Source organism: Aeromonas sp. R4-1, assembly GCF_040908325.1.
Classification (GTDB): Bacteria; Pseudomonadota; Gammaproteobacteria; order Enterobacterales; family Aeromonadaceae; genus Aeromonas; species Aeromonas veronii.
On record NZ_JBFODM010000018.1, the window covers coordinates 1 to 18,766 of the forward strand.

At 60.4% G+C, this 18,766-nt stretch carries 18 protein-coding genes and 1 other annotated feature; of the genes, 7 read left to right on the forward strand and 11 right to left on the reverse strand.

Translation table 11 applies throughout. The annotated features are described in order from the left end of the window. Positions 1 to 154: 154 nt before the first annotated feature. Genes hisIE through hisG form a run of 8 tightly spaced genes read right to left on the reverse strand, consistent with a single transcriptional unit; the run spans position 155 to position 7,423 of the window. Positions 155 to 805 (reverse strand): bifunctional phosphoribosyl-AMP cyclohydrolase/phosphoribosyl-ATP diphosphatase HisIE, encoded by a 651-nt coding sequence (gene hisIE, locus AB5Y90_RS01795; RefSeq protein WP_252656661.1) that lies wholly within the window; start codon positions 803 to 805, stop codon positions 155 to 157. Then, on the reverse strand, positions 798 to 1,571 hold the full coding sequence (hisF, locus tag AB5Y90_RS01800) for an imidazole glycerol phosphate synthase subunit HisF (protein WP_252656660.1): 774 nt from the start codon (positions 1,569 to 1,571) through the stop codon (positions 798 to 800). Before hisF ends, hisIE begins: the two co-directional genes overlap by 8 nt. Continuing rightward, positions 1,571 to 2,332 carry a 1-(5-phosphoribosyl)-5-[(5-phosphoribosylamino)methylideneamino]imidazole-4-carboxamide isomerase gene (gene hisA, locus AB5Y90_RS01805; RefSeq protein ID WP_252656659.1) on the reverse strand — a complete coding sequence of 254 codons (762 nt, stop codon included), beginning with the start codon at positions 2,330 to 2,332 and terminating at the stop codon, positions 1,571 to 1,573. Before hisA ends, hisF begins: the two co-directional genes overlap by 1 nt. Positions 2,333 to 2,337: 5 nt before the next feature. Beyond that, a complete protein-coding gene (gene hisH / locus AB5Y90_RS01810) occupies positions 2,338 to 2,982 on the reverse strand; it encodes an imidazole glycerol phosphate synthase subunit HisH (protein ID WP_368166471.1) in 645 nt (214 codons plus the stop codon). Then, complete coding sequence (hisB, locus tag AB5Y90_RS01815) at positions 2,982 to 4,106, reverse strand: bifunctional histidinol-phosphatase/imidazoleglycerol-phosphate dehydratase HisB (RefSeq protein ID WP_368166472.1); 1,125 nt, start codon at positions 4,104 to 4,106, stop codon at positions 2,982 to 2,984. The genes hisH and hisB overlap by 1 nt, the downstream gene beginning before the upstream one ends. 15 nt (positions 4,107 to 4,121) lie before the next feature. Next, positions 4,122 to 5,192 carry a histidinol-phosphate transaminase gene (gene hisC / locus AB5Y90_RS01820; RefSeq protein WP_368166473.1) on the reverse strand — a complete coding sequence of 357 codons (1,071 nt, stop codon included), beginning with the start codon at positions 5,190 to 5,192 and terminating at the stop codon, positions 4,122 to 4,124. Next, positions 5,189 to 6,514: a histidinol dehydrogenase gene (hisD, locus tag AB5Y90_RS01825; RefSeq protein WP_368166474.1), complete on the reverse strand. Its 1,326-nt coding sequence runs from the start codon at positions 6,512 to 6,514 to the stop codon at positions 5,189 to 5,191. Before hisD ends, hisC begins: the two co-directional genes overlap by 4 nt. Positions 6,515 to 6,526: 12 nt before the next feature. Further along, a complete protein-coding gene (gene hisG, locus AB5Y90_RS01830) occupies positions 6,527 to 7,423 on the reverse strand; it encodes an ATP phosphoribosyltransferase (RefSeq protein ID WP_368166475.1) in 897 nt (298 codons plus the stop codon). 29 nt (positions 7,424 to 7,452) lie between these two features. Further along, positions 7,453 to 7,577: a sequence feature (His leader region), on the reverse strand. 187 nt (positions 7,578 to 7,764) lie between these two features. On the opposite strand from hisG, the gene AB5Y90_RS01835 reads away from it, so the two are divergent. The 7 genes from AB5Y90_RS01835 to rnd all read left to right on the forward strand — a co-directional run bounded on the left by AB5Y90_RS01835 (position 7,765) and on the right by rnd (position 15,397). Next, on the forward strand, positions 7,765 to 8,010 hold the full coding sequence (locus tag AB5Y90_RS01835; RefSeq protein WP_005352171.1) for a hypothetical protein: 246 nt from the start codon (positions 7,765 to 7,767) through the stop codon (positions 8,008 to 8,010). Between the two features lie 67 nt (positions 8,011 to 8,077). Further along, entirely contained in the window at positions 8,078 to 9,988 is a 1,911-nt protein-coding gene (locus tag AB5Y90_RS01840) for an ATP-dependent DNA helicase (protein ID WP_368166476.1), read from the forward strand. 90 nt (positions 9,989 to 10,078) lie between these two features. After that, positions 10,079 to 10,780, forward strand: coding sequence for a tRNA (adenosine(37)-N6)-threonylcarbamoyltransferase complex dimerization subunit type 1 TsaB (gene tsaB / locus AB5Y90_RS01845; RefSeq protein ID WP_368166477.1), 702 nt, complete (start codon positions 10,079 to 10,081; stop codon positions 10,778 to 10,780). A 118-nt stretch (positions 10,781 to 10,898) separates the two neighbouring features. After that, complete coding sequence (locus AB5Y90_RS01850; RefSeq protein WP_368166490.1) at positions 10,899 to 11,414, forward strand: Slp family lipoprotein; 516 nt, start codon at positions 10,899 to 10,901, stop codon at positions 11,412 to 11,414. An 8-nt stretch (positions 11,415 to 11,422) separates the two neighbouring features. Beyond that, positions 11,423 to 12,301 carry an alpha/beta fold hydrolase gene (locus AB5Y90_RS01855; protein ID WP_368166478.1) on the forward strand — a complete coding sequence of 293 codons (879 nt, stop codon included), beginning with the start codon at positions 11,423 to 11,425 and terminating at the stop codon, positions 12,299 to 12,301. A gap of 198 nt (positions 12,302 to 12,499) precedes the next feature. Then, entirely contained in the window at positions 12,500 to 14,176 is a 1,677-nt protein-coding gene (gene fadD / locus AB5Y90_RS01860) for a long-chain-fatty-acid--CoA ligase FadD (protein WP_368166491.1), read from the forward strand. Positions 14,177 to 14,284: 108 nt separating this feature from the next. Continuing rightward, positions 14,285 to 15,397 (forward strand): ribonuclease D, encoded by a 1,113-nt coding sequence (rnd, locus tag AB5Y90_RS01865; RefSeq protein WP_368166479.1) that lies wholly within the window; start codon positions 14,285 to 14,287, stop codon positions 15,395 to 15,397. A gap of 188 nt (positions 15,398 to 15,585) precedes the next feature. Here the strand turns inward: rnd and AB5Y90_RS01870 are convergent, their stop codons facing one another. Genes AB5Y90_RS01870 through selD form a run of 3 tightly spaced genes read right to left on the reverse strand, consistent with a single transcriptional unit; the run spans position 15,586 to position 18,402 of the window. Further along, on the reverse strand, positions 15,586 to 16,230 hold the full coding sequence (locus tag AB5Y90_RS01870; protein ID WP_368166480.1) for an MBL fold metallo-hydrolase: 645 nt from the start codon (positions 16,228 to 16,230) through the stop codon (positions 15,586 to 15,588). Between the two features lie 22 nt (positions 16,231 to 16,252). Continuing rightward, positions 16,253 to 17,368 carry a tRNA 2-selenouridine(34) synthase MnmH gene (mnmH, locus tag AB5Y90_RS01875; RefSeq protein WP_368166481.1) on the reverse strand — a complete coding sequence of 372 codons (1,116 nt, stop codon included), beginning with the start codon at positions 17,366 to 17,368 and terminating at the stop codon, positions 16,253 to 16,255. Next, positions 17,365 to 18,402: a selenide, water dikinase SelD gene (gene selD, locus AB5Y90_RS01880; RefSeq protein WP_167569677.1), complete on the reverse strand. Its 1,038-nt coding sequence runs from the start codon at positions 18,400 to 18,402 to the stop codon at positions 17,365 to 17,367. Before selD ends, mnmH begins: the two co-directional genes overlap by 4 nt. Positions 18,403 to 18,766 lie beyond the last annotated feature (364 nt).

The following is an 18,766-nucleotide window of genomic DNA, read 5'->3' on the forward strand; positions in this document are numbered from 1 at the left end:
GCGAAGGTAAGTTGATGACTCATGATGAACCCTGTTCCATGGCTCCAGATGACAAACATGATCTCATATCAGGGACTTGTTCGCACCTTCCCTAGTTGAGCTGGCTGTCCATCTCGACTAAATAAAGCCGGGATAACCCGGCTTTACTATCAACTTATTTATTATGTCGCTCGTAAAGTCGCTGAACGACATCCTGTAATCCCAGCCCTTCATTTTGTAGCAGCACGGTCAGGTGGTAGAGCAGATCGGCGGATTCGTTGATAAGCTCCTCCCGATCCTTGGCCATGGCGGCCAGCGCCACTTCCACACCTTCCTCACCGACCTTCTGGGCGATGCGCTTGGTCCCTTTGCCGTAGAGGCTGGCGGTGTAGCTGGTTGCCGGATCGGCCCCTTTGCGAGAAGCCAGTATCTGCTCCAGCTCTGCCAGAAAACCGAGGGGTGGCAGTGGGTGGCCGTTAAAGCAGGAGGTTGTCCCCTTGTGGCAGGTGGGGCCGACGGGGTTGGCGGCAATCAGCAGAGAGTCCTTATCGCAGTCAGTGCTGATGGCCACGAGTTGGAGCACATTGCCCGAGCTTTCGCCCTTGGTCCAGAGCCGCTGTTTGCTGCGGCTAAAGAAGGTGACCTGACCGGTAGTCTGGGTCTTCTCCAGCGCTTCACGGGTCATAAAGCCCTGCATCAGCACCTCGCCGCTGGCGGCGTGCTGGACGATGGCAGGGATCATGCCATCACATTTTGCCCAATCGAGCTGACCGGCAAGGGGGCGCGCGTTGGCGGTTGTTTGTGTGTTATCTGAGAAGTTATTCACGGATGGCGACTCCTTCGGTTTTCAGCCAGCGTTTCAGTTCGGGAATGGGGATAAGGCCTTTGTGGAACACAGAGGCGGCCAGCGCCCCGTCCACGTCGGCGAGGGTGAAGGCATCGCGAAAGTGTGCCATGGCACCGGCGCCGCCGGAGGCGATCAGCGGCACCTTGCAGACGCTGCGCACCAGCTTGAGCTGGTCGAGATCATAACCCTGACGCATGCCGTCCTGATTCATCACGTTCAGCACGATTTCGCCTGCGCCTCGTTTCTGCACCTCCTGCACCCAGTCGAGGGTGTGCCAGGTGGTGGTGCGGGTGCGGCTCTCGTCACCGGTAAACTGTTTGACCTGATAGTGACCCGTTTCGGCGTCGAAGTAGGAGTCAATGCCCACCACCACGCACTGCACGCCAAAGCGCTCGGCCAGTCGGCTGATGAGGGTCGGGTCGGCCAGCGCAGGGGAGTTGATGGATACCTTGTCTGCGCCAAATTCGAGGATCTGGCGGGCGTCTTCGACGCTCTTGATGCCACCGGCGACGCAGAAGGGGATATCGATCACCTCCGCCACCCGGCTCACCCAGCTCTTGTCTACCACCCGGGCATCGCTGGAGGCGGTGATGTCATAGAACACCAGCTCGTCAGCACCCTCTTCGGCGTAGCGGCGCGCCAGCTCGACTATGCCGCCCATCACCTCGTGGTTGCGAAACTGCACCCCCTTGACCACTACGCCATCTTTCACATCGAGGCAGGGAATAATGCGTCTTGCCAGCATCAGTTGCCTCCTCTGGTATCGGCTGCGGGGGCTTGCCAGCAGGCGATGGCGTCACCCACCGAGAACTTACCCTCCAGCAGGGCGCGGCCAAGGATGATCCCTTTGACGCCGGAGCCCTTGAGCGCCTCGATATCAGCGATGCCGCCAATGCCGCCGGAGGCCTGAAAGGCGACGCTCGGGTAGCGGGCGCAGAGATCACGATAGAGTTCGACGTTGGTGCCAGCCAGGGTGCCGTCACGGCTGATGTCGGTGCAGAGCACATGCTTGAGACCGGCGGGGAGGAAGCGTTCGATCAGCGCCTCGATGGTCACGCCGCTGTTCTCCTGCCAGCCTACCACCGCGATATGGCGATTGCCCTGCTCATCGATATTGACGTCCAGCGCCAGCACGATCTGCTCGGGGCCATATTTTTCCATCCAGCTCGCCACCAGATCCGGGGATTTGACGGCGGTGGAGCCAATCACCACCCGGCTGGCACCGGCGGCCAGCAGATCCGCCACATCCTGTTCGGTGCGCACGCCGCCGCCGACCTGCACTGGCGCTTCGGTGGCCGACAGCAGTTGGGTCAGCAGGGGCAGCTGGCGCGCCTTGGCATCCTTGGCACCGTCCAGATCCACCAGATGGAGCTGTACCGCCCCCTGGGAGACATATTCATCGAAGCGGGCTTGCGGGCTGCTGCTGTATTCGGTCTTCTGCTCGTAGTCCCCCTGATAGAGGCGAACCACCTGACCGTTGATAAGGTCAATTGCGGGAATGATCATGCTAGTCACAGCTCCAGAAAATTTTGCAGCAAACGGGCACCGGCTGCGCCTGAGCGCTCCGGGTGGAATTGGGCGCCAAAGAAGTTGTCACGACCGACGATGGCGGTAAACGGCTGGCCGTAGTCGCAGGTCGCCAGCGTCGCTTCGGTCACCTCCAGCGCATAGGAGTGCACGAAGTAGAAGTAGCTGCCGCTCGGGATCCCCTTGAGCAGAGGATGGATCTCGTCATGCTCAATCTGATTCCAGCCCATATGGGGCAGGCGCATGCTTGACTGGTGTAAGGTGCCGACCTCCATCAACCGGATCTTGCCCGGCACTATGCCGAGGCAGTCGATGAGATCGCCTTCACTGCCATCGGCACTCATGCTCTCTTCGGAAGCCTCAGCCAGCATCTGCATGCCGAGGCAAAAGCCCAGCAGCGGCTGCTTGGCGGCGCGAATGAGCGGCACAAGCCCCCGTTCATTGAGGTTTTTCATGGCGGCCACTGCGGTGCCGACGCCGGGCAGGATCAGCTTGTCCGCCTGCTCGATATCGGCTGCCTGGCTGGAGACCAGCGGCTGCACGCCGAGGCGTTCGAACGCCATTCTGACCGAGGCCAGATTTGCACAGCCGGTATCGATAATGACCAGCTTCTGCTTGCTTACATCCATCACAGCACTCCCTTGCTGGAGGGAAGCTCGCTCCCTTCCACCCGGATGGCCTGACGCAGGGCACGGCCAAAGCCTTTGAACAGCGCCTCCACCTGATGGTGGGTGTTGCCGCTGCCCACCTTCATCTGCAGTGTGATGGCCATGGCATCCGACAGCGAGCGGAAGAAGTGGGGCACCATCTCGGTGGCCATCTCGCCCACCTTGTCGCGGCCAAAGCCGCTCGGGCACTCGAACACGAAGTAGGGGCGACCGCTCAAGTCCAGCGCTGTGCTCACCTCCTGTTCGGTCAGCGGACGCGCATCGATCACCGCCTGCACCTCGTCCATCGCCAGCACAAAGCCGAAACGGCCGATACCGCGCTTGTTGCCAAGGGCCTGACGCAGCGCCTGACCCAGCGCCAGTCCGACGTCTTCCACCGTGTGGTGATCATCGATATGCAGATCGCCGCTGACATTCAGCTTGAGCTGGAAACCGGCGTGGGTGGCAATTTGATCCAGCATGTGATCAAAGAAGCCGATACCGGTGGCGATCTGGTTGCCGCCGCTCTTGTTTGTGGCAGAAGGGTCCAAATCCACCGCTACCTGAATGCGGGTCTCCTTGGTGTAACGCTCCACCGAGGCTACGCGCCCATTGGACAGTAGCTGATCACGGATGGCGAGCCAGTCGTGATCCTGCGGGTGGTAGCGAATACCGCCAATGCCCATGTTCTCGGCCAGCTGCAGGTCGGTCTGGCGATCGCCAATCACGAAGGAGTTGGCAAAGTCGATGCGACCGGAGGCGAGGTACTCCTTTACCAGCCCGAGGTGGGGCTTGCGGCAACTGCAGCCGTCGGTGGGGAAGTGGGGGCAGATCAGCACCAGTTCCCACTTCACCCCTTGCGATTCAAACAGGTGCATCATCAGGTCGTGGGGTGGCTGGAAGTTCTCCAGCGGCAGGCTGGCGGTACCCAGCCCATCCTGGTTGGTCACCATCACCAGCACGTAGCCGGCGGCCTGCAACTCGCGCAGCACCGGAATGACCATGGGCTCGAAGCGCAGCTTGGCGAGGCTATCCACCTGCTTGTCGGTCACCGGCTCTTCAATCAGGGTGCCATCGCGGTCGATAAACAAAAACGGGGTCTTCATCGCTACATCCTTGTCTTACAAAGTGGGAGAGGGCAGATCACGCAGTACCGCCAGCACGGCATCCATCTCGCCCTGATAGCCGATGGTGACGCGAATGCTGTTATCCAAGCCGGGTTTGGTCGAGAAATCCCGCAGTATGATGCCGGCGGCCTTCATGGCAGCAAAGACGGTGGCGCCATCCACAAAGCGCACCAGCACGAAGTTGCCCTTGTCTTCGAATACTTCCTTCACGCAGGCAAGCGTTGTCAGCTCTGCCTTGAAAGCGGCCTTTTGCTTGTTGAGCTCTATTACTCGCTCGCGCATCAGCTCCAGCCCCATGGGGGAGAGGGCCTGTGTCGCGATCTGGGCGATGGGCTCGGGGATGGGATAGGGGGCGATCACCTTGGCCAGCATGGCGATCACCTCGGGGCTTGCCAGCGTAAAGCCGCAGCGGATCCCCGCCAGGGCAAAGGCTTTGGAGAGGGTGCGGGTCACCACCAGATTGGGGAAGCGGGCCAGCAGGTCCACTACGGACGCCTCGGGGCAGAACTCGATATAGGCTTCGTCCACCACCACGATGGCGCGATCCCGCGCTTTTTCCAGCAGGGCGATAAGGCCGTCACGCCCCACCAGATCCCCGGTAGGGTTGTTGGGGGAGCAAAGAAACACCAGTTTCACATCAGACAGACGGTCCGCGATGGCGGGCCAGTCCGGCTGGCGGCTGGCGGTTAGCGGCTGCTCGACGATGCCGACGCCACAGGTCTCGGCGCTGATGGCGTACATGCCGTAGGTGGGCGGGCAGATGAGGATCTGATCTTCACCCGCTTCGCAGAAGGTGCGAATAAGCAGCTCGATGGCCTCGTCGGCGCCGCGGCTCACCAGCACCTGATCGGGATTAACCCCGGCATAGGCGGCATAGCCGTTCACCACCTCGGCCGGTTGGCACTCGGGGTAGCGGTTGAAGCGGCTTCCCTCGATGGTGAAGGGATAGGCCTGTGGCGCCTCGTTGGCGTTGAGCCAGACGTGGCCCTTGCCGCCGATGCGGCGGGCGGATTGATAGGGGGTGAGAGCCCGCACCACGCGGCGCGCCAGATTGGCAATGCTCATGACAAATCCTTCTGCTGTGCTGTTGGTTGGGACGCGGCGGTCAGGGCATTCAATCTCAGCGTCACGGCATTTTTGTGGCCATCGAGCCCTTCGGCCTGAGCAATGCGCTCGACGATAGGGCCAAGGCCCTGAATGCCGCGCTCGCTCAGCTCCTGCACCGTATAGCGGCGCTGATAATCGGCGAGGCCAAGGCTGGAACAGGTACGGGCATAGCCATAGGTGGGCAGGGTGTGGTTGGTGCCGCTGGCGTAATCGCCGACCGACTCGGGTGTCCATGCGCCCAGAAAGATGGAACCGGCGTTCTCGAGTTTATCCAGCAGATCGCGGGGGGCGCGGGTCTGAACGATCAGGTGCTCCGGCGCATAGGCGTTGGAGATGGCGCAGGCTTCTGCCAGATCGTCACAGAGGATCACCAGACTTGAGCCCAGCGCCTGCGAGGCGATATCGCGGCGGCTCAACTTGGCCAGCTGGCTCTTGATCTCCCCTGCGATGGCATCGGCCAGCAGCGGCGAGGTGGTCACCAGCACTACCTGGCTGTCGGGGCCGTGCTCGGCCTGGGAGAGCAGATCCGCCGCCACGAAGGCGGGGTTGGCGCTCTCGTCGGCAATCACCAGCACCTCGGAGGGGCCGGCGGGCATATCGATGGCTGCGCCGCGCCAGTCGCGGGATACCTGCCCCTTGGCTTCGGTCACATAGGTGTTGCCCGGGCCGAAGATCTTGTCCACCTTGGGAATGCTCTCTGTACCGTACGCCATGGCGGCGATGGCCTGGGCGCCGCCGATGGCGAACACCTTCTCGACGCCGCAGGCGCGGGCGGCAAACAGGATCTCGTCGCTGGCGGGGGACGGGGTGCAGAGCACCACTTCACGGCAACCGGCGATAGCAGCCGGAATGGCCAGCATCATCACGGTGGAGGGGAGCGGCGCGCTGCCCCCCGGCACATAGAGGCCGACCCGGCTGATGGGTTGGGTGCGCAGCTCGCACACCACCCCTGGCTGGGTTTCTACCCGTACCACCGGCTGCACTTGCGCGGCGTGGAAGGTGCGAATATTGGCAATGGCCGCTTCGATGGCATTTTTGATGTCGTCATCCAGCCGCGCGCAGGCAGCTTCAATCTCGGCTTCGCTGACGCGCAACTGCTCACGGGGGGCACGCTCGAAGCGCAGGCTCAGCTCGCGCAGGGCCTCATCGCCACGGCTACGCACCGCGGCGATGATATCCTGCACTACGGCGCCAATATCGGCCTCGTCACTCAAGGCCGGTCGGGTCAGCACGTCGGCCTGCTGGGCAGGGGAGAGGGTCTTCCAGATCAGGGTCTGCATGATGTCCCTTCCTTATTCCATCATTTTTTCGATGGGCAGCACCAGAATGGAGCTGGCACCGAGGGCCTTGAGCTGCTCCATGGTCTCCCAGAACAGGGTCTCGCTGGATACGACGTGCAGCGCCACCTGATTGGTGTCACCGGCAAGCTGCATGATGGTGGGACGCTCGGCACCCGGCAGCAGATCTGTGATGGCATCGAGCTTCTCTTTGGGGGCGTGCAGCATGATGTACTTGCTCTCGCGGGCCTGCTGCATCCCCTGAATGCGGGGCAGCAGTTTGTCGATGAGCTTTTGCTTGGCATCGGACAAGGGGTTGGGGGCCTGTACCAGTACCGCCTTGGAGCGATAGATCACCTCCACCTCTTTGAGGCCATTGGCTTCCAGCGTCGCGCCGGTGGAGACCAGATCGCAGATGGCATCGGCCAGGCCCGCGCGTGGCGCCACTTCCACCGAGCCGCCCAGCATCACGCTCTTGAAGCCGAGACCCTTTTCGTCAAAGAAGCGCTTGAGCAGCCCGGGATAGGAGGTCGCGATGCGTTTGCCGGCCAGGCTCGCTGGCCCTGTGTAGTTCACATCTTCCGGCACCGCCAGCGAGAGGCGGCAGCCACCAAAGTCCAGCTGCTTGAGGGTTTTGACCCCGAAGGGCAGTCCCTGTGAGGCGCGAATAAGCTGCACCTCTTCCAGCACGTTCTCGCCGATGATGCCAAGGTCAACCACCCCTTCCATCACCAATCCAGGGATGTCGTCATCACGCACCCGCAGGATATCGATGGGCATGTTCTCGACATGGGCGATAAGGCGCTGCTCGCGCAGGTTGATTTTCAGGCCACAGCTCTTGAACAGGGCTTGGGAGTCCTGGCTCAGACGACCGGACTTTTGCATGGCGATACGCAGACGTTGTGTTTCCATTTGCTCGATTTCCTTCTAGTCAAAAACGAAAAAACCCTCGGAAGTGTGTGCTTCCGAGGGTTTATGAATCTTGCGGTCCTTTTGGAAGTCACCAGTTAAGTGTCCTCCAGTAGTCAACCTCCTGAAAGACTAGTCGGGATGATGATGGTGGTGATGAGTCTTCAGGGTGGTGAACTTCATGTAATCAATCCTTTACAAAATAAGATGTCGTAATTGACGCCTGATTTAAACTACCTGCCTTGACAGAAAATGCAACCCGAAATTGTGATTTGATCGATTAAAGTGGCGAAAACGGTTTTCTGGTCGATAACTAGACAATAACCCCTGCAGGAGTCGCCATCATGCCCAGCCAGGACCTGTTGTTCCCCATTTTGCCCCGGGCACCCGCCGCGCCCGGCAGCGAAGAGATCAAGCGGGAAGTGAATCAGATCAGCAAAAAGCACCAGCTGCGCAAGACCAGCACTGACAACAGTGACTCCCAGCAGCGCCAGCAGGCGTATAGCACGCCCGCCAAGCGTGATCAGCCTAAGGCGGAGGAGGACGATCACAAGCCGGACCCCGAGCATCAGATCGATCTGTTCGTCTAGGCAGATTATCTGTCCCGCTTTTGCCGCGCTTTTGGCATAATGGCCGCTTTTGCTGCGGGACGCCCTTTTGACCATCCAGACCCTGTTCAAGCCAGATGGCCCTCTGGCCAGCCATATCGACGGTTTCAAAGCCCGCGATCCCCAACTGGAGATGGCCGAAGCGGTCGCGCGCGCCATCAAGAGTGGTGGCCGTCTGCTGGTGGAGGCAGGAACCGGTACCGGCAAGACCTACGCCTATCTGGTCCCTGCGCTGGAATCCGGCAAGCGGGTGGTGATCAGCACCGGCTCCAAGAACCTGCAGGAGCAGCTCTTCTATCGGGATCTCCCGACCATCACAGGGGCGCTCTCCTACACCCCGCCGGTGGCCCTGCTCAAGGGGCGCAGCAACTATCTCTGCATCGAGCGTATGAACCGGCTCTTGAGCGAATCCCATCTGCAAAAGCCTGAAATCCTGAACGATCTGGTGAAGGTCAAATCCTGGTCCACTGCTACCGATAACGGCGATGTGGGGGATATTCCGGGATTGCAGGAGAACGCCGAGATCCTCGCCCACGTCACCAGCACCAACGATAACTGCCTCGGTCGCGACTGCCCCTATTACGACGACTGCCATCTGGTGGTGGCACGACGCCGCGCCATGGACGCCCAGGTGGTGGTGATCAACCACCACCTCTTCTTCGCCGATATGGCGGTGAAAGACACCGGATTTGGTGAGTTGGTGCCCGAAGCGCAAGTCTATGTGTTTGACGAGGCGCACCAGCTGCCGGAGATCGCCACCAACTACTTCGGCAAGTCGGTAGGCAGCCGAACGATTCAGGATCTGGCGCAGGATATCCAGCTGGCCTATCGGGCAGAGGCCCACGACATGGCCCAGCTCGGCAAGGCGGCGGACCGGCTCGCTATCGCCAGTCAGGACTTGCGTCTCGCCTTCGGGGTGGATGGCGGTCGTGGTAATACCCGCGACATGCTGCGCCAGCCGCTTTGGGGGCAGGCTTTGGCTCGTCTTAACGATGCCATCGGGCTTTGCTACGAAGTGCTGAAACTGGCTCTCGGCCGTGGCGAGCAGCTGGATCACGCCTTCGAGCGCATCAGTGAACTGCGCACCCGCCTGGGTGAAGTGCTGGCGGTCAACCAGACCGGTTTCTCATACTGGTACGACTGCTCACGGCTTCATTTCACCCTCAATCTGACGCCGCTGTCGGTGGCCGAGCGATTCAGTGCCGAGGTGCAAAGACCGGAAGTGGCCTGGGTCTTCACCTCCGCCACCCTGACGGTGGATATGCGCTTTGATCACTTCAAAGCCGAGCTGGGGCTGGCGGGCAGCGCCGAGCTGATCCTCGACAGCCCGTTCGACTATGGCGAGCAGGCGCGGCTCTGTGTGCCCCGCTATCTGCCGGAGCCCAACGCCTTTGGTCGTGGCGAGCAGTTGGCCAATCTGATGATCCCGCTCATAAACAAGACGCCGGGGGGCTGTTTCTTCCTCTGCACCAGCCATCAGGTGATGCGTCAGGTAGCCGAGGTGCTGCGCCGGGAGATTGGCCGAACCGTCTTGTTGCAGGGGGAGGACAACAAGCAGCGGTTGCTCAAGGAGTTTGTCGAGAATGGCCGTGCCGTGCTGGTGGCGACCAGCAGTTTCTGGGAGGGGATCGACGTGCGAGGGGCGGCGTTGTCGTGTGTTATCATCGACAAGCTGCCGTTTGCCAGCCCCGATGATCCGCTGCTCAAGGCGCGGGTGGATGATTGCAAGCTCAAGGGGGGGGATCCCTTCGCTGAGCTGCAGTTGCCCAAGGCGGTGATTGCCCTCAAACAGGGGGTGGGGCGGCTTATTCGTGATCGCAGTGATCACGGAGTGCTGGTGATCTGTGATCCACGAATGGTCAACAAACCTTACGGCGCCACCTTTATCAAGAGTCTGCCCGCCATTCCTCGCACCCGGGAGTTGGGGACGCTGGGGAGCTTTTTCGATCGCGGTGAATAAGTTTGCCGCCAGCTAACAGATTTGAACAACGGGTGAGCATATCTCGCTTGCCGGTTATGTAATTGACTGATTTTATAGAGATTGGAAAGCATGAACGAGTTGAAGATCCTGGCCGTAGATACCGCCACCGAAGCCTGCTCCGCCGCCCTGCTGGTGGGTGACAAGCTGTTCTCCCGCTGGGAGGAGGCGCCACGGGATCACACCCGAAAAATCCTGCCCATGGTTCAGGCTGTGTTAGAGGATGCCGGGATAAGTTTGAGTGACCTCGATGCCATCGCGTTCGGCCGCGGCCCGGGCTCCTTTACCGGCGTGCGGATCGGCATCAGTGTGGCGCAAGGTTTGGCGTTTGGCGCGGGAGTGCCGCTGATTGGCATCTCGACCCTGGCCGCCATGGCGCAAGGCGCCTATCGACTGGATGGCGCCGAGCAGGTGCTGACCGCCATCGATGCGCGGATGAACGAGGTCTATTTCGGCCGCTATGAGCTCATTGATGGCCGCATGCAGCTGGTGGGGGACGAGGTGGTGAGCGAACCCGCGGCACTTGTTGACGTCCGTGGCAAGCTTGCGGGTCTTGTGACCTGCGTCGGCACCGGTTTTGAAACCTATGGCGAGACCCTGAGTGGTCTGGCCGATGAGCTGGCGGTGAGCCAGGTGCGTTTCCCGGCTGCAGAAGACATGCTGCCGCTGGCCCGCGCCGCCTGGCTGGCGGGGGAGGCGGTGCCTGTGGAGCTGGCGACGCCGGTCTATTTGCGTGACAAGGTGACCTGGAAAAAACTGCCGGGTCGCGAATAAGGGCAGGAGCACTGACGTCATGTCGCTCTTGCCGCTCATCAGCTGCAACACAAGCGGGTGGCCCGACGGGCCACGCCGGCAACAGGAGAGTGACATGATGCGTAATACCAAGAGCGACATGATGAAACGCACTATGGTGGTCGGGGCGCTGGCCCTGCTGCTCGGGGCCTGCAGGTCGGTCCCCAAAGAGCTGGCCTATGAGCCCGAAAACCAGCTGGTGGCCTATCAAGCTGCCCTTGGCGGAATGGAGGGCAAACCGGCCCGCTGGAGCGGCGTTATCTCGGCGGTACACAACAAGGCGGATCAGAGCGTTATTGAAGTAGTCTATCTGCCGCTCAAGTCTAACGGTGTGCCGGAGCAGACCGAGCAGAGCCCGGGCCGTTTTCTGGCCATCATGAAGGGTTTTGTCGATCCGACCCTCTACGCCAAGGGGCGCAGCCTGACAGTGCTTGGCACCATAGGCCAACCGGTTGATAGCCAGATTGGCGAGCACAAGTACCGCTTCTCTGTGCTCAATGTGACGGGCAGCAAGCTGTGGCCGCCAGTCAAGGAGGTGGAGGTGCGCTATATGGACCCCTACTTCTACGACCCCTTCTATGATCCCTTCTGGCCGAGACGGCCGCTGCGTCGCTAAGGCTGGCTATGATCAAGAGCATCAAAAGCACTCTGCACGAACGTCTGCTCACCTTGGCAGATGGTCGGCAGGTGGCTCTGCTTGAGAATCAACTCGCGGATCAGGCTCAGCAGGGCAAACCTCTGCTGATCGCCCTGCATGGCTGGCTCGACAATAGCGCCAGCTTCTTGCCGCTGGCGCCGCATCTGGGGGATTTTCACCTCATCTGTGTCGATCTGCCGGGACATGGTCACTCCGATCACAAAGCCACCCCCTATGTCTTTGTCGACTGGCTGGACGATCTCTACCAGATCGTGCAGGCGGCAGGGTGGTCGCGCTTCACTTTGCTCGGTCACTCCCTCGGGGCGTTGATCGCCTCCGCCTATGCCGGGGTGTTCCCCGAACAGGTGGAGTGGTTGATCATGCTGGAGGGGCTGGGGCCGCTGAGCCAGCCCGATGAGGAGGTCCCTGCCCAGCTGCGACGTGCGATTTTAAACCGCAGTCGCACCCGGGAGCGCAGTGCTAACGGCTTTGCCTCCATCGATGAAGCCGTGGCTGCTCGTTGCAAAGTGGCGGATATCACGCCGCAGTCGGCGCGTCTTATCTGTGAGCGGCAGCTTGAGATGAGGGCTGGGCGCTGGCACTGGCGCAGTGACCCCCGTTTGCGTGATCTGTCGCCCCTGAGAATGAGCGAAGGGCAGGCCCGGGCACTGATGGCGGCTATCCGCTGTCCAGTGCTGTTGATTCAGGGGGAGCAGGGCTTTGCTGCGCTTGAAGCCCAATGGCAGGCCCGTCAGGATGCCTTCCAGCAGATCGAGCGGGTCATATTGGGTGGAAACCACCATTTTCATATGGAAAATTCGGTTGATATGGCCGTTTGTATCGTAAAGTTTTGTCAAGTTCGGTAGAATCGCCAGCTTTCAATAATTCCAGGTTTGTTTTCTCCCTCACATTTTTCTGTTGTTAATTTGCTGTTAATTTATGTTGCGCTGTGTAAATATGTGCGGCATTAGAGCATCAGCTTAAAACAACCGATTAAAATGGATGTGAACCGGGACGGAGGCAACACAGTGAGCGCACAGGTGCTAGTTATGCAGGAGAAGTTTGTGGAAAAAGTCTGGCTGAAACGTTATCCGGAAGGGGTCCCCGCCGAGATCAATCCAGACCAATACAGCTCCCTGGTCGAGATGTTCGAATCCTCGGTGACCCAGTTTGCCGATCAGCCCGCCTTCGTCAATATGGACCAAACCATCACCTACCGCCGGCTGGAAGAGCAGTCCCGCGCCTTTGCTGCCTACCTGCAAAACGAGCTGAAGCTGGAGAAAGGGGATCGGGTTGCGGTGATGATGCCTAACCTGCTGCAATACCCCATCGCCGTGTTCGGCATCCTGCGTGCCGGCATGATCGTGGTCAACGTCAACCCGCTCTATACCCCGCGCGAGCTGGAGCATCAGCTCAAAGACTCCGGTGCCAAAGCCATCGTCATCGTCTCCAACTTCGCCCATACCCTGGAAAAGGTGGTCTACGACACCCCGATCAAGCACGTTATCCTGACCCGGATGGGGGACAATCTGGGGCTGGCCAAGGGCACCTTGGTCAACTTCGTGGTCAAGTACGTCAAGAAGCTGGTGCCGAAATACAATCTGCCCCACGCCACCACCATGCGTCAGGCCCTCTCCAAGGGGCGTTTCCTGCAGTACATCAAGCCGGAGATCACCAACGACGATCTCGCCTTCCTGCAGTACACCGGTGGCACCACCGGCCTCTCCAAAGGGGCCATGCTGACTCATCGCAACATGATTGCCAACGTCGAGCAATGCCTCGGCGTCTATGGCCCCATGCTGGAGCGTGGCAAGGAGTTCGTGGTCACCGCGCTGCCGCTCTATCACGTCTTCGCCCTGACCGTGAACTGCCTGCTCTTTATGCGTATCGGCGGTTACAACCTGCTGATCAGCAACCCGCGCGACATCCCGGGGTTTGTCAAAGAGATCAAGAAGTATCCCTTCACCTGCATTACCGGCGTGAACACCCTGTTCAATGCTCTGGTCAACAACGAAGAGTTTCAGGGGATCGCCTTTGACAAGCTCAAGCTCACCATCGGCGGCGGCATGGCAGTGCAGCGCGCGGTTGCGGAGAAGTGGAAGACACTGACCGATACCCCGCTGCTGGAAGGCTATGGCCTGACTGAGTGTTCGCCACTGGTGAGCGTCTGCCCCTACGATCTGACTGATTACAACGGTTCCATCGGTCTGCCGGTCTGCTCTACCGAGATCCGTCTGGTGGATGACAACGGTCAGGTGATCCACGCCCTCGGCACCCCGGGCGAGATGCAGGTTCGTGGCCCGCAGGTGATGGTGGGCTACTGGCATCGTCCCGAGGCGACCGCCGAAGTGATGCAGGATGGCTGGCTCTGTACCGGTGATATCGCGGTGTGCGACGAACAGGGCTTCTTCAAGATCGTTGACCGCAAGAAGGACATGATCCTGGTCTCCGGTTTCAACGTCTATCCGAACGAGATCGAAGATGTCGTTGCCCTGCACCCGAAAGTGTTGGAAGTGGCCGCTGTCGGTGTGCCACACAAGGTCTCCGGCGAGTTGGTGAAGATCTTTGTGGTCAAGAAAGATGCAAAATTGCAGGAGGACGAGATTATTGCCCACTGCCGCAAACATCTGACTGCCTATAAGGTGCCGAAACTGGTAGAATTTCGTGACGAACTTCCCAAGACCAATGTGGGCAAGATCCTGCGCCGCGTACTGCGCGACGAGGAGATTGCCAAGCAATAACCGGACTGCGGCTGCAGAAGCCTCTGCAAACCAGTACCGTCGTTATGCAAAACCGTGGGTCATCCCACGGTTTTTTCTTTTTGGCCCTGATCAACCGCGCAGGCACAGATGCACTATCAACTTATCACTCAGCAAGCCGAACTTGAGCAGTATCTCGCTTCTCTGGCCGACGTTCCCCTGGCTATCGATACTGAATTCGTTCGCACCCGTACCTACTATCCCCAGCTTGGCCTGTTCCAGATCTATGACGGCGAGCATCTGGCGCTGCTGGATCCGCTGACTCTGGATCTCTCCGCCCTCTGGCAGCGACTGGGCCGGGAAGGGCAGATCGCCATCCTGCACGCCTCTGGCGAAGATCTGGAGCTTATCCAGCATCAGGCTGGCCACCTGCCCAACCAGATGCACGATACCCAACTGGCTACCGCCTTTCTCGGTTACGGCGTCTCGGTCGGCTTTGGTGCGCTGGTAAATGAATTCCTCGGGGTCGAGCTGGAAAAAGATCAGGCGCGCACCGACTGGCTAGCCCGCCCGCTTACACCGCGTCAGCTCGAATACGCGGCAGCGGATGTCTTCTACCTGATGCCGCTATACGAGAAGGTGATGGCCAAACTGCGGGAAAGCGGTAAGTTTGCCTGGTTCGAGCAGGAGTGTCAGAACCACTCCGCCCGCAAGACCCAGGGTAGCGATCCCCGTCAGGCTTATCTTGACATCGTCAACGCCTGGCAACTGGGTCGCTGCGAGCTCGCCATTCTGCGCGAGCTGGCCGCCTGGCGCCAGCAAGAGGCGGTGCGCCGCGATCTGGCCCTCAATTTTGTGGTGAAAGAGCTGCACCTGTTCAAGGTGGCGGAGCGTCGTCCTGCCTCCCTGCGGGATCTCAACGAGCTCGGCCTCTCGCCCATCGAGATCAAGATCCACGGCAAGCGGATGCTCGATATTGTCGCCAAGGCGCAGCAGAGCGATCCTGACAGCTGGCCCGAGCCCATTCGTCGGTTGGTGGATTTCCCTCAGTACAAGGCCGAGCTCAAGCGCATCAAGGCCATGGTGGAAGAGAAGGCTAAGGCGAGCAATATTCCGCCCGAGCTGATTGCCAGCAAGAAGATCATTCACCAGTACTTCACCTGGAGCTGGCGGATGAACGACGAAGAGCGGGCCCGCAGCGACAAGCCGATGCTGCTGCAAGGGTGGCGTCATGAGCTGGTCGGTCACCTGCTGGCACAATAAGCCACCAGACGGTTGCACCTATAAATCAATCCTCACCCCCGGGTGGGGATTTTTATTGGGCGAAAGAGACAAACAGGCATGCTGAACTGGAGAACGCAGAGGGGACATGGCTGGCCGGATGGCGGGAGTCGAGAATGAAAAAGAGAGCAGAGAAGAAAAGGCAGCGGCTAACACCGCTGCTTTTTTGATCACCAGATAGGCTGGGTCAGATAAGGGTTGCTCACCTTCTCGCGGCCGAAGGTAGAGCTGGGGCCGTGGCCCGGGATAAAGACGATTTCGTCACCCAGCGGCAGCAGGGTCTCGGTGATCGACTTGATCAGCGTGCCGTGATCCCCACGGGGAAAGTCGGTGCGGCCTATGCTGCCGGCAAACAGCACATCGCCAACCCAGGCGAGTTTTTCGGCTTGGGAGAGCAGCACGATATGGCCCGGGGTGTGGCCTGGGCAGAAGTAGACATCCAGCTCGCACTGGCCAAGCTGCACCTTGTCACCCTGCTCAAGCCAGCGATCCGGCGTGAAGGCGGGGGTATGGGCGAAGCCGAACATCTGGCTCTGCTGGGGCAGCATGTCGAGCCAGAAGGCGTCCTCCTTGTGGGGGCCGGTGATGGTGACGCCAGTTTTTTCCCGCAGCTCGGCGGCGGCACCAACGTGATCCAGATGACCGTGGGTCAGCAGGATATGAGTCAGGGTCAGGCCGCGCTTGGCGATGGCCGCCAGCAGTTTGTCCGCTTCGCCGCCCGGATCGATCAGGGCCGCCTGATGGGTCTCGTCACACCAGACGAGGGAGCAGTTCTGGGCGAACTGGGTGACCGGGATCACCTCGAATTTCAACATAGAGTTCCTCGCTTGGGATGGGTCAGCCGCGCAGCGCGCTGGCATGCTGCTCGGCGAAATAGTCGAGACAGGCCTGTTTGTCACCGCGAAACACGATGCGCTCCTGCTTGTTGCCAAGCTGATAGAGATACATGGGGTCGTAGTAGCGGGTCAGCAGCAACGTGATCCAGGCCAGATGCAGCCCGGTATCGCCGCTCTTTTCCTGCTCGGTGAGAGCGGTCTGCATCAGGGCGTCCAGCTCGCGGTGGGCCTGATCGCCGAGGCGGCGCTTGAGACGGGCTAACGCATCGGTGAGGTAGGCGGCAAACAGCGGCCAACCGGCTTCCTGGCCATACATGGCTTGATAGCGCAGCCAGAGATCGTGCACGTAATCTTCGCGGATCTGCTCGGCGCGATCGATCTGCGGTACATCTACCACCACCAGCGGTGCCTGACTCATGGCCTCATGGAGGGAGAGGGGCAGGCAGCAGCGGCCGATCAGGCGACTCTCATCTTCGACCACGAAGGCATGCTCGCCCTGATGGCGGCGCTTGAGCAGTTCGATGGCCATGTTGTTTTCAAAGTTGATGTTGCTGGGCTGGCCGCCGGGCAGCTGACCAAACGACGAGCCCCTGTGATGGGCGTGTCCTTCCAGATCGAGCGCTTGGGCCACGTGGTCCAGCATATGGGTCTTGCCGGAGCCGGTCATGCCGGTCAGCACAGTCCAGCGACACTCGGCAGAGGCCTTGTCCTGGGTGTCGATCAGGAAGCGGCGCAGCTCCTTGTAGCCACCGGCGATGCGGGGGCGAGTCACCCCGGCATCAGCCAGCCACTGTTGTACGGTTTGCGAGCGCAGGCCGCCGCGAAAGCAGTAGAGCAGGGCATCGGGCTGCTTGCGCAACTGCGCCAGCCAGCCTTCGATACGTTCGGCACGCACAGCTCCCCCTACGAGCTTGTGTCCAAGCTCAATGGCGGCGGCCTGACCCTGCTTCTTGAAGCAGGTCCCCACCTGGGCTCGCTCATCGTCTGTCATCAAGGGCAGGCTGGTCGAGCAGGGGAAGGCCCCCTCCTTGAACTCGATGGGGGCGCGCACATCAATCAACGGCACATCGTCCAAAAAGAGTTGGGCGTAGTCCGTGGCCAGTGGCAATTCACTCATTGGACAATCTCGATAAAGCGGGAGCCCTCAAGGGGCTTGATCTGGCCGATGGGTGAGAGTGCAAGGCCAGCTTCGCGCGCGATGGCGAGCAGCTCGGCTTCGCTCTCTTTCCCCACGGCGACCAGCAGGCCGCCACTGGTTTGCGGGTCGCACATGATGTTGCGGGTGCGATCGTCCATGGCATCGAGCTTGTGGCCGTAGGAGTCGTGATTGCGCAGGGTACCGCCCGGGACGCAGCCCTCGGCGAGGTAGTAATCCACCTCATCAAGCAGCGGCAGCGCCTTGAAGTCGAGGCGGGCACTGACGCCAGATCCTTCACACATCTCCAGCAGATGACCGGCCAGACCAAAACCGGTCACGTCGGTCATGGCGTGGACACCCGGCAGCTCGGCAAAACGCTGGCCAATCTTGTTGAGGGTGCACATGGCGTTGGGGGCCAGCTGCTCGTGTTCGGGTTTCAGCTTGCCCTTCTTCTGGGCGGTGGTGAGGATACCGATACCAAGGGGCTTGGTCAGATAGAGGGTGTCACCCACCTTGGCGGTGTCGTTCTGCTTGATGGCGTCCAGGGGCACGATACCGGTGACCGCGAGGCCGAAGATGGGCTCGGGGGCATCGATGCTGTGGCCACCGGCCAGTGAAATACCCGCTTCGTGGCACACCTGACGGCCGCCGTCGATCACCTGCTGGGCCACTTCGGCGGGCAGGGTATTGATGGGCCAGCCGAGGATGGCGATGGCGACGATGGGCTTGCCGCCCATGGCATAGATATCGCTGATGGCGTTGGTGGCGGCGATGCGGCCAAAGGTGAAGGGGTCATCGACGATGGGCATGAAGAAGTCGGTGGTGGAAACAATGCCCTGACCGTTGCCGATATCGACCACGGCCGCGTCATCCTTGCTGCTGTTGCCAACGATCAGGGTCGGGTCGTTGAAGCCCGGGATCTGGCTCTTGAGGATGGTGTCGAGTACCTTGGGAGAAATTTTGCAGCCGCAGCCAGCGCCGTGGCTGTATTGGGTCAGACGAATAGAAGACATACTTACTCCTTTTATTTGCAAACAGAGCAGAGGCTCTGTGGAGCCGTCTTGGTCAATGGGCGGCCTTGTAGAGAGAATGACAAGAAGCCGCAAATATGGGTGGCCTCGGTGCCGACAGGGGCAGCGATGACTGGCAGTTATGAAGGACCGCCAGGCCGGACGGGGAAGAAAAGGGCGACAAGGTGCGCCAGCGCAGCCCCGTCAAGGGCCACAGGACGGGGCATTATGCCACATTTGCCCCTTGGGGTTCGAACAGGAATTCACATAAACAGCAGGGAATTGCCCGCACTTGCCTGTCATCGGTCTGGATCCGACGCAGGCTGATTGATTGCAGTACAGATGCAGCAAAAAGAACGCCAAAGAG

Excerpts from the sequence above, each read along its gene's own strand:
- AB5Y90_RS01850 (WP_368166490.1), top strand. The coding sequence starts at position 10,899 with ATGATGAAACGCACTATGGTGGTCGGGGCGCTGGCCCTGCTGCTCGGG.
- tsaB (WP_368166477.1), top strand. The coding sequence starts at position 10,079 with ATGAACGAGTTGAAGATCCTGGCCGTAGATACCGCCACCGAAGCCTGC.
- hisC (WP_368166473.1), bottom strand. The coding sequence starts at position 5,192 with ATGAGCATTGCCAATCTGGCGCGCCGCGTGGTGCGGGCTCTCACCCCC.
- hisD (WP_368166474.1), bottom strand. The coding sequence starts at position 6,514 with ATGCAGACCCTGATCTGGAAGACCCTCTCCCCTGCCCAGCAGGCCGAC.
- AB5Y90_RS01855 (WP_368166478.1), top strand. The coding sequence starts at position 11,423 with ATGATCAAGAGCATCAAAAGCACTCTGCACGAACGTCTGCTCACCTTG.
- hisH (WP_368166471.1), bottom strand. The coding sequence starts at position 2,982 with ATGGATGTAAGCAAGCAGAAGCTGGTCATTATCGATACCGGCTGTGCA.
- rnd (WP_368166479.1), top strand. The coding sequence starts at position 14,285 with ATGCACTATCAACTTATCACTCAGCAAGCCGAACTTGAGCAGTATCTC.
- selD (WP_167569677.1), bottom strand. The coding sequence starts at position 18,402 with ATGTCTTCTATTCGTCTGACCCAATACAGCCACGGCGCTGGCTGCGGC.
- mnmH (WP_368166481.1), bottom strand. The coding sequence starts at position 17,368 with ATGAGTGAATTGCCACTGGCCACGGACTACGCCCAACTCTTTTTGGAC.
- hisF (WP_252656660.1), bottom strand. The coding sequence starts at position 1,571 with ATGCTGGCAAGACGCATTATTCCCTGCCTCGATGTGAAAGATGGCGTA.
- hisA (WP_252656659.1), bottom strand. The coding sequence starts at position 2,332 with ATGATCATTCCCGCAATTGACCTTATCAACGGTCAGGTGGTTCGCCTC.
- AB5Y90_RS01870 (WP_368166480.1), bottom strand. The coding sequence starts at position 16,230 with ATGTTGAAATTCGAGGTGATCCCGGTCACCCAGTTCGCCCAGAACTGC.
- hisB (WP_368166472.1), bottom strand. The coding sequence starts at position 4,106 with ATGAAGACCCCGTTTTTGTTTATCGACCGCGATGGCACCCTGATTGAA.
- AB5Y90_RS01835 (WP_005352171.1), top strand. The coding sequence starts at position 7,765 with ATGCCCAGCCAGGACCTGTTGTTCCCCATTTTGCCCCGGGCACCCGCC.
- hisG (WP_368166475.1), bottom strand. The coding sequence starts at position 7,423 with ATGGAAACACAACGTCTGCGTATCGCCATGCAAAAGTCCGGTCGTCTG.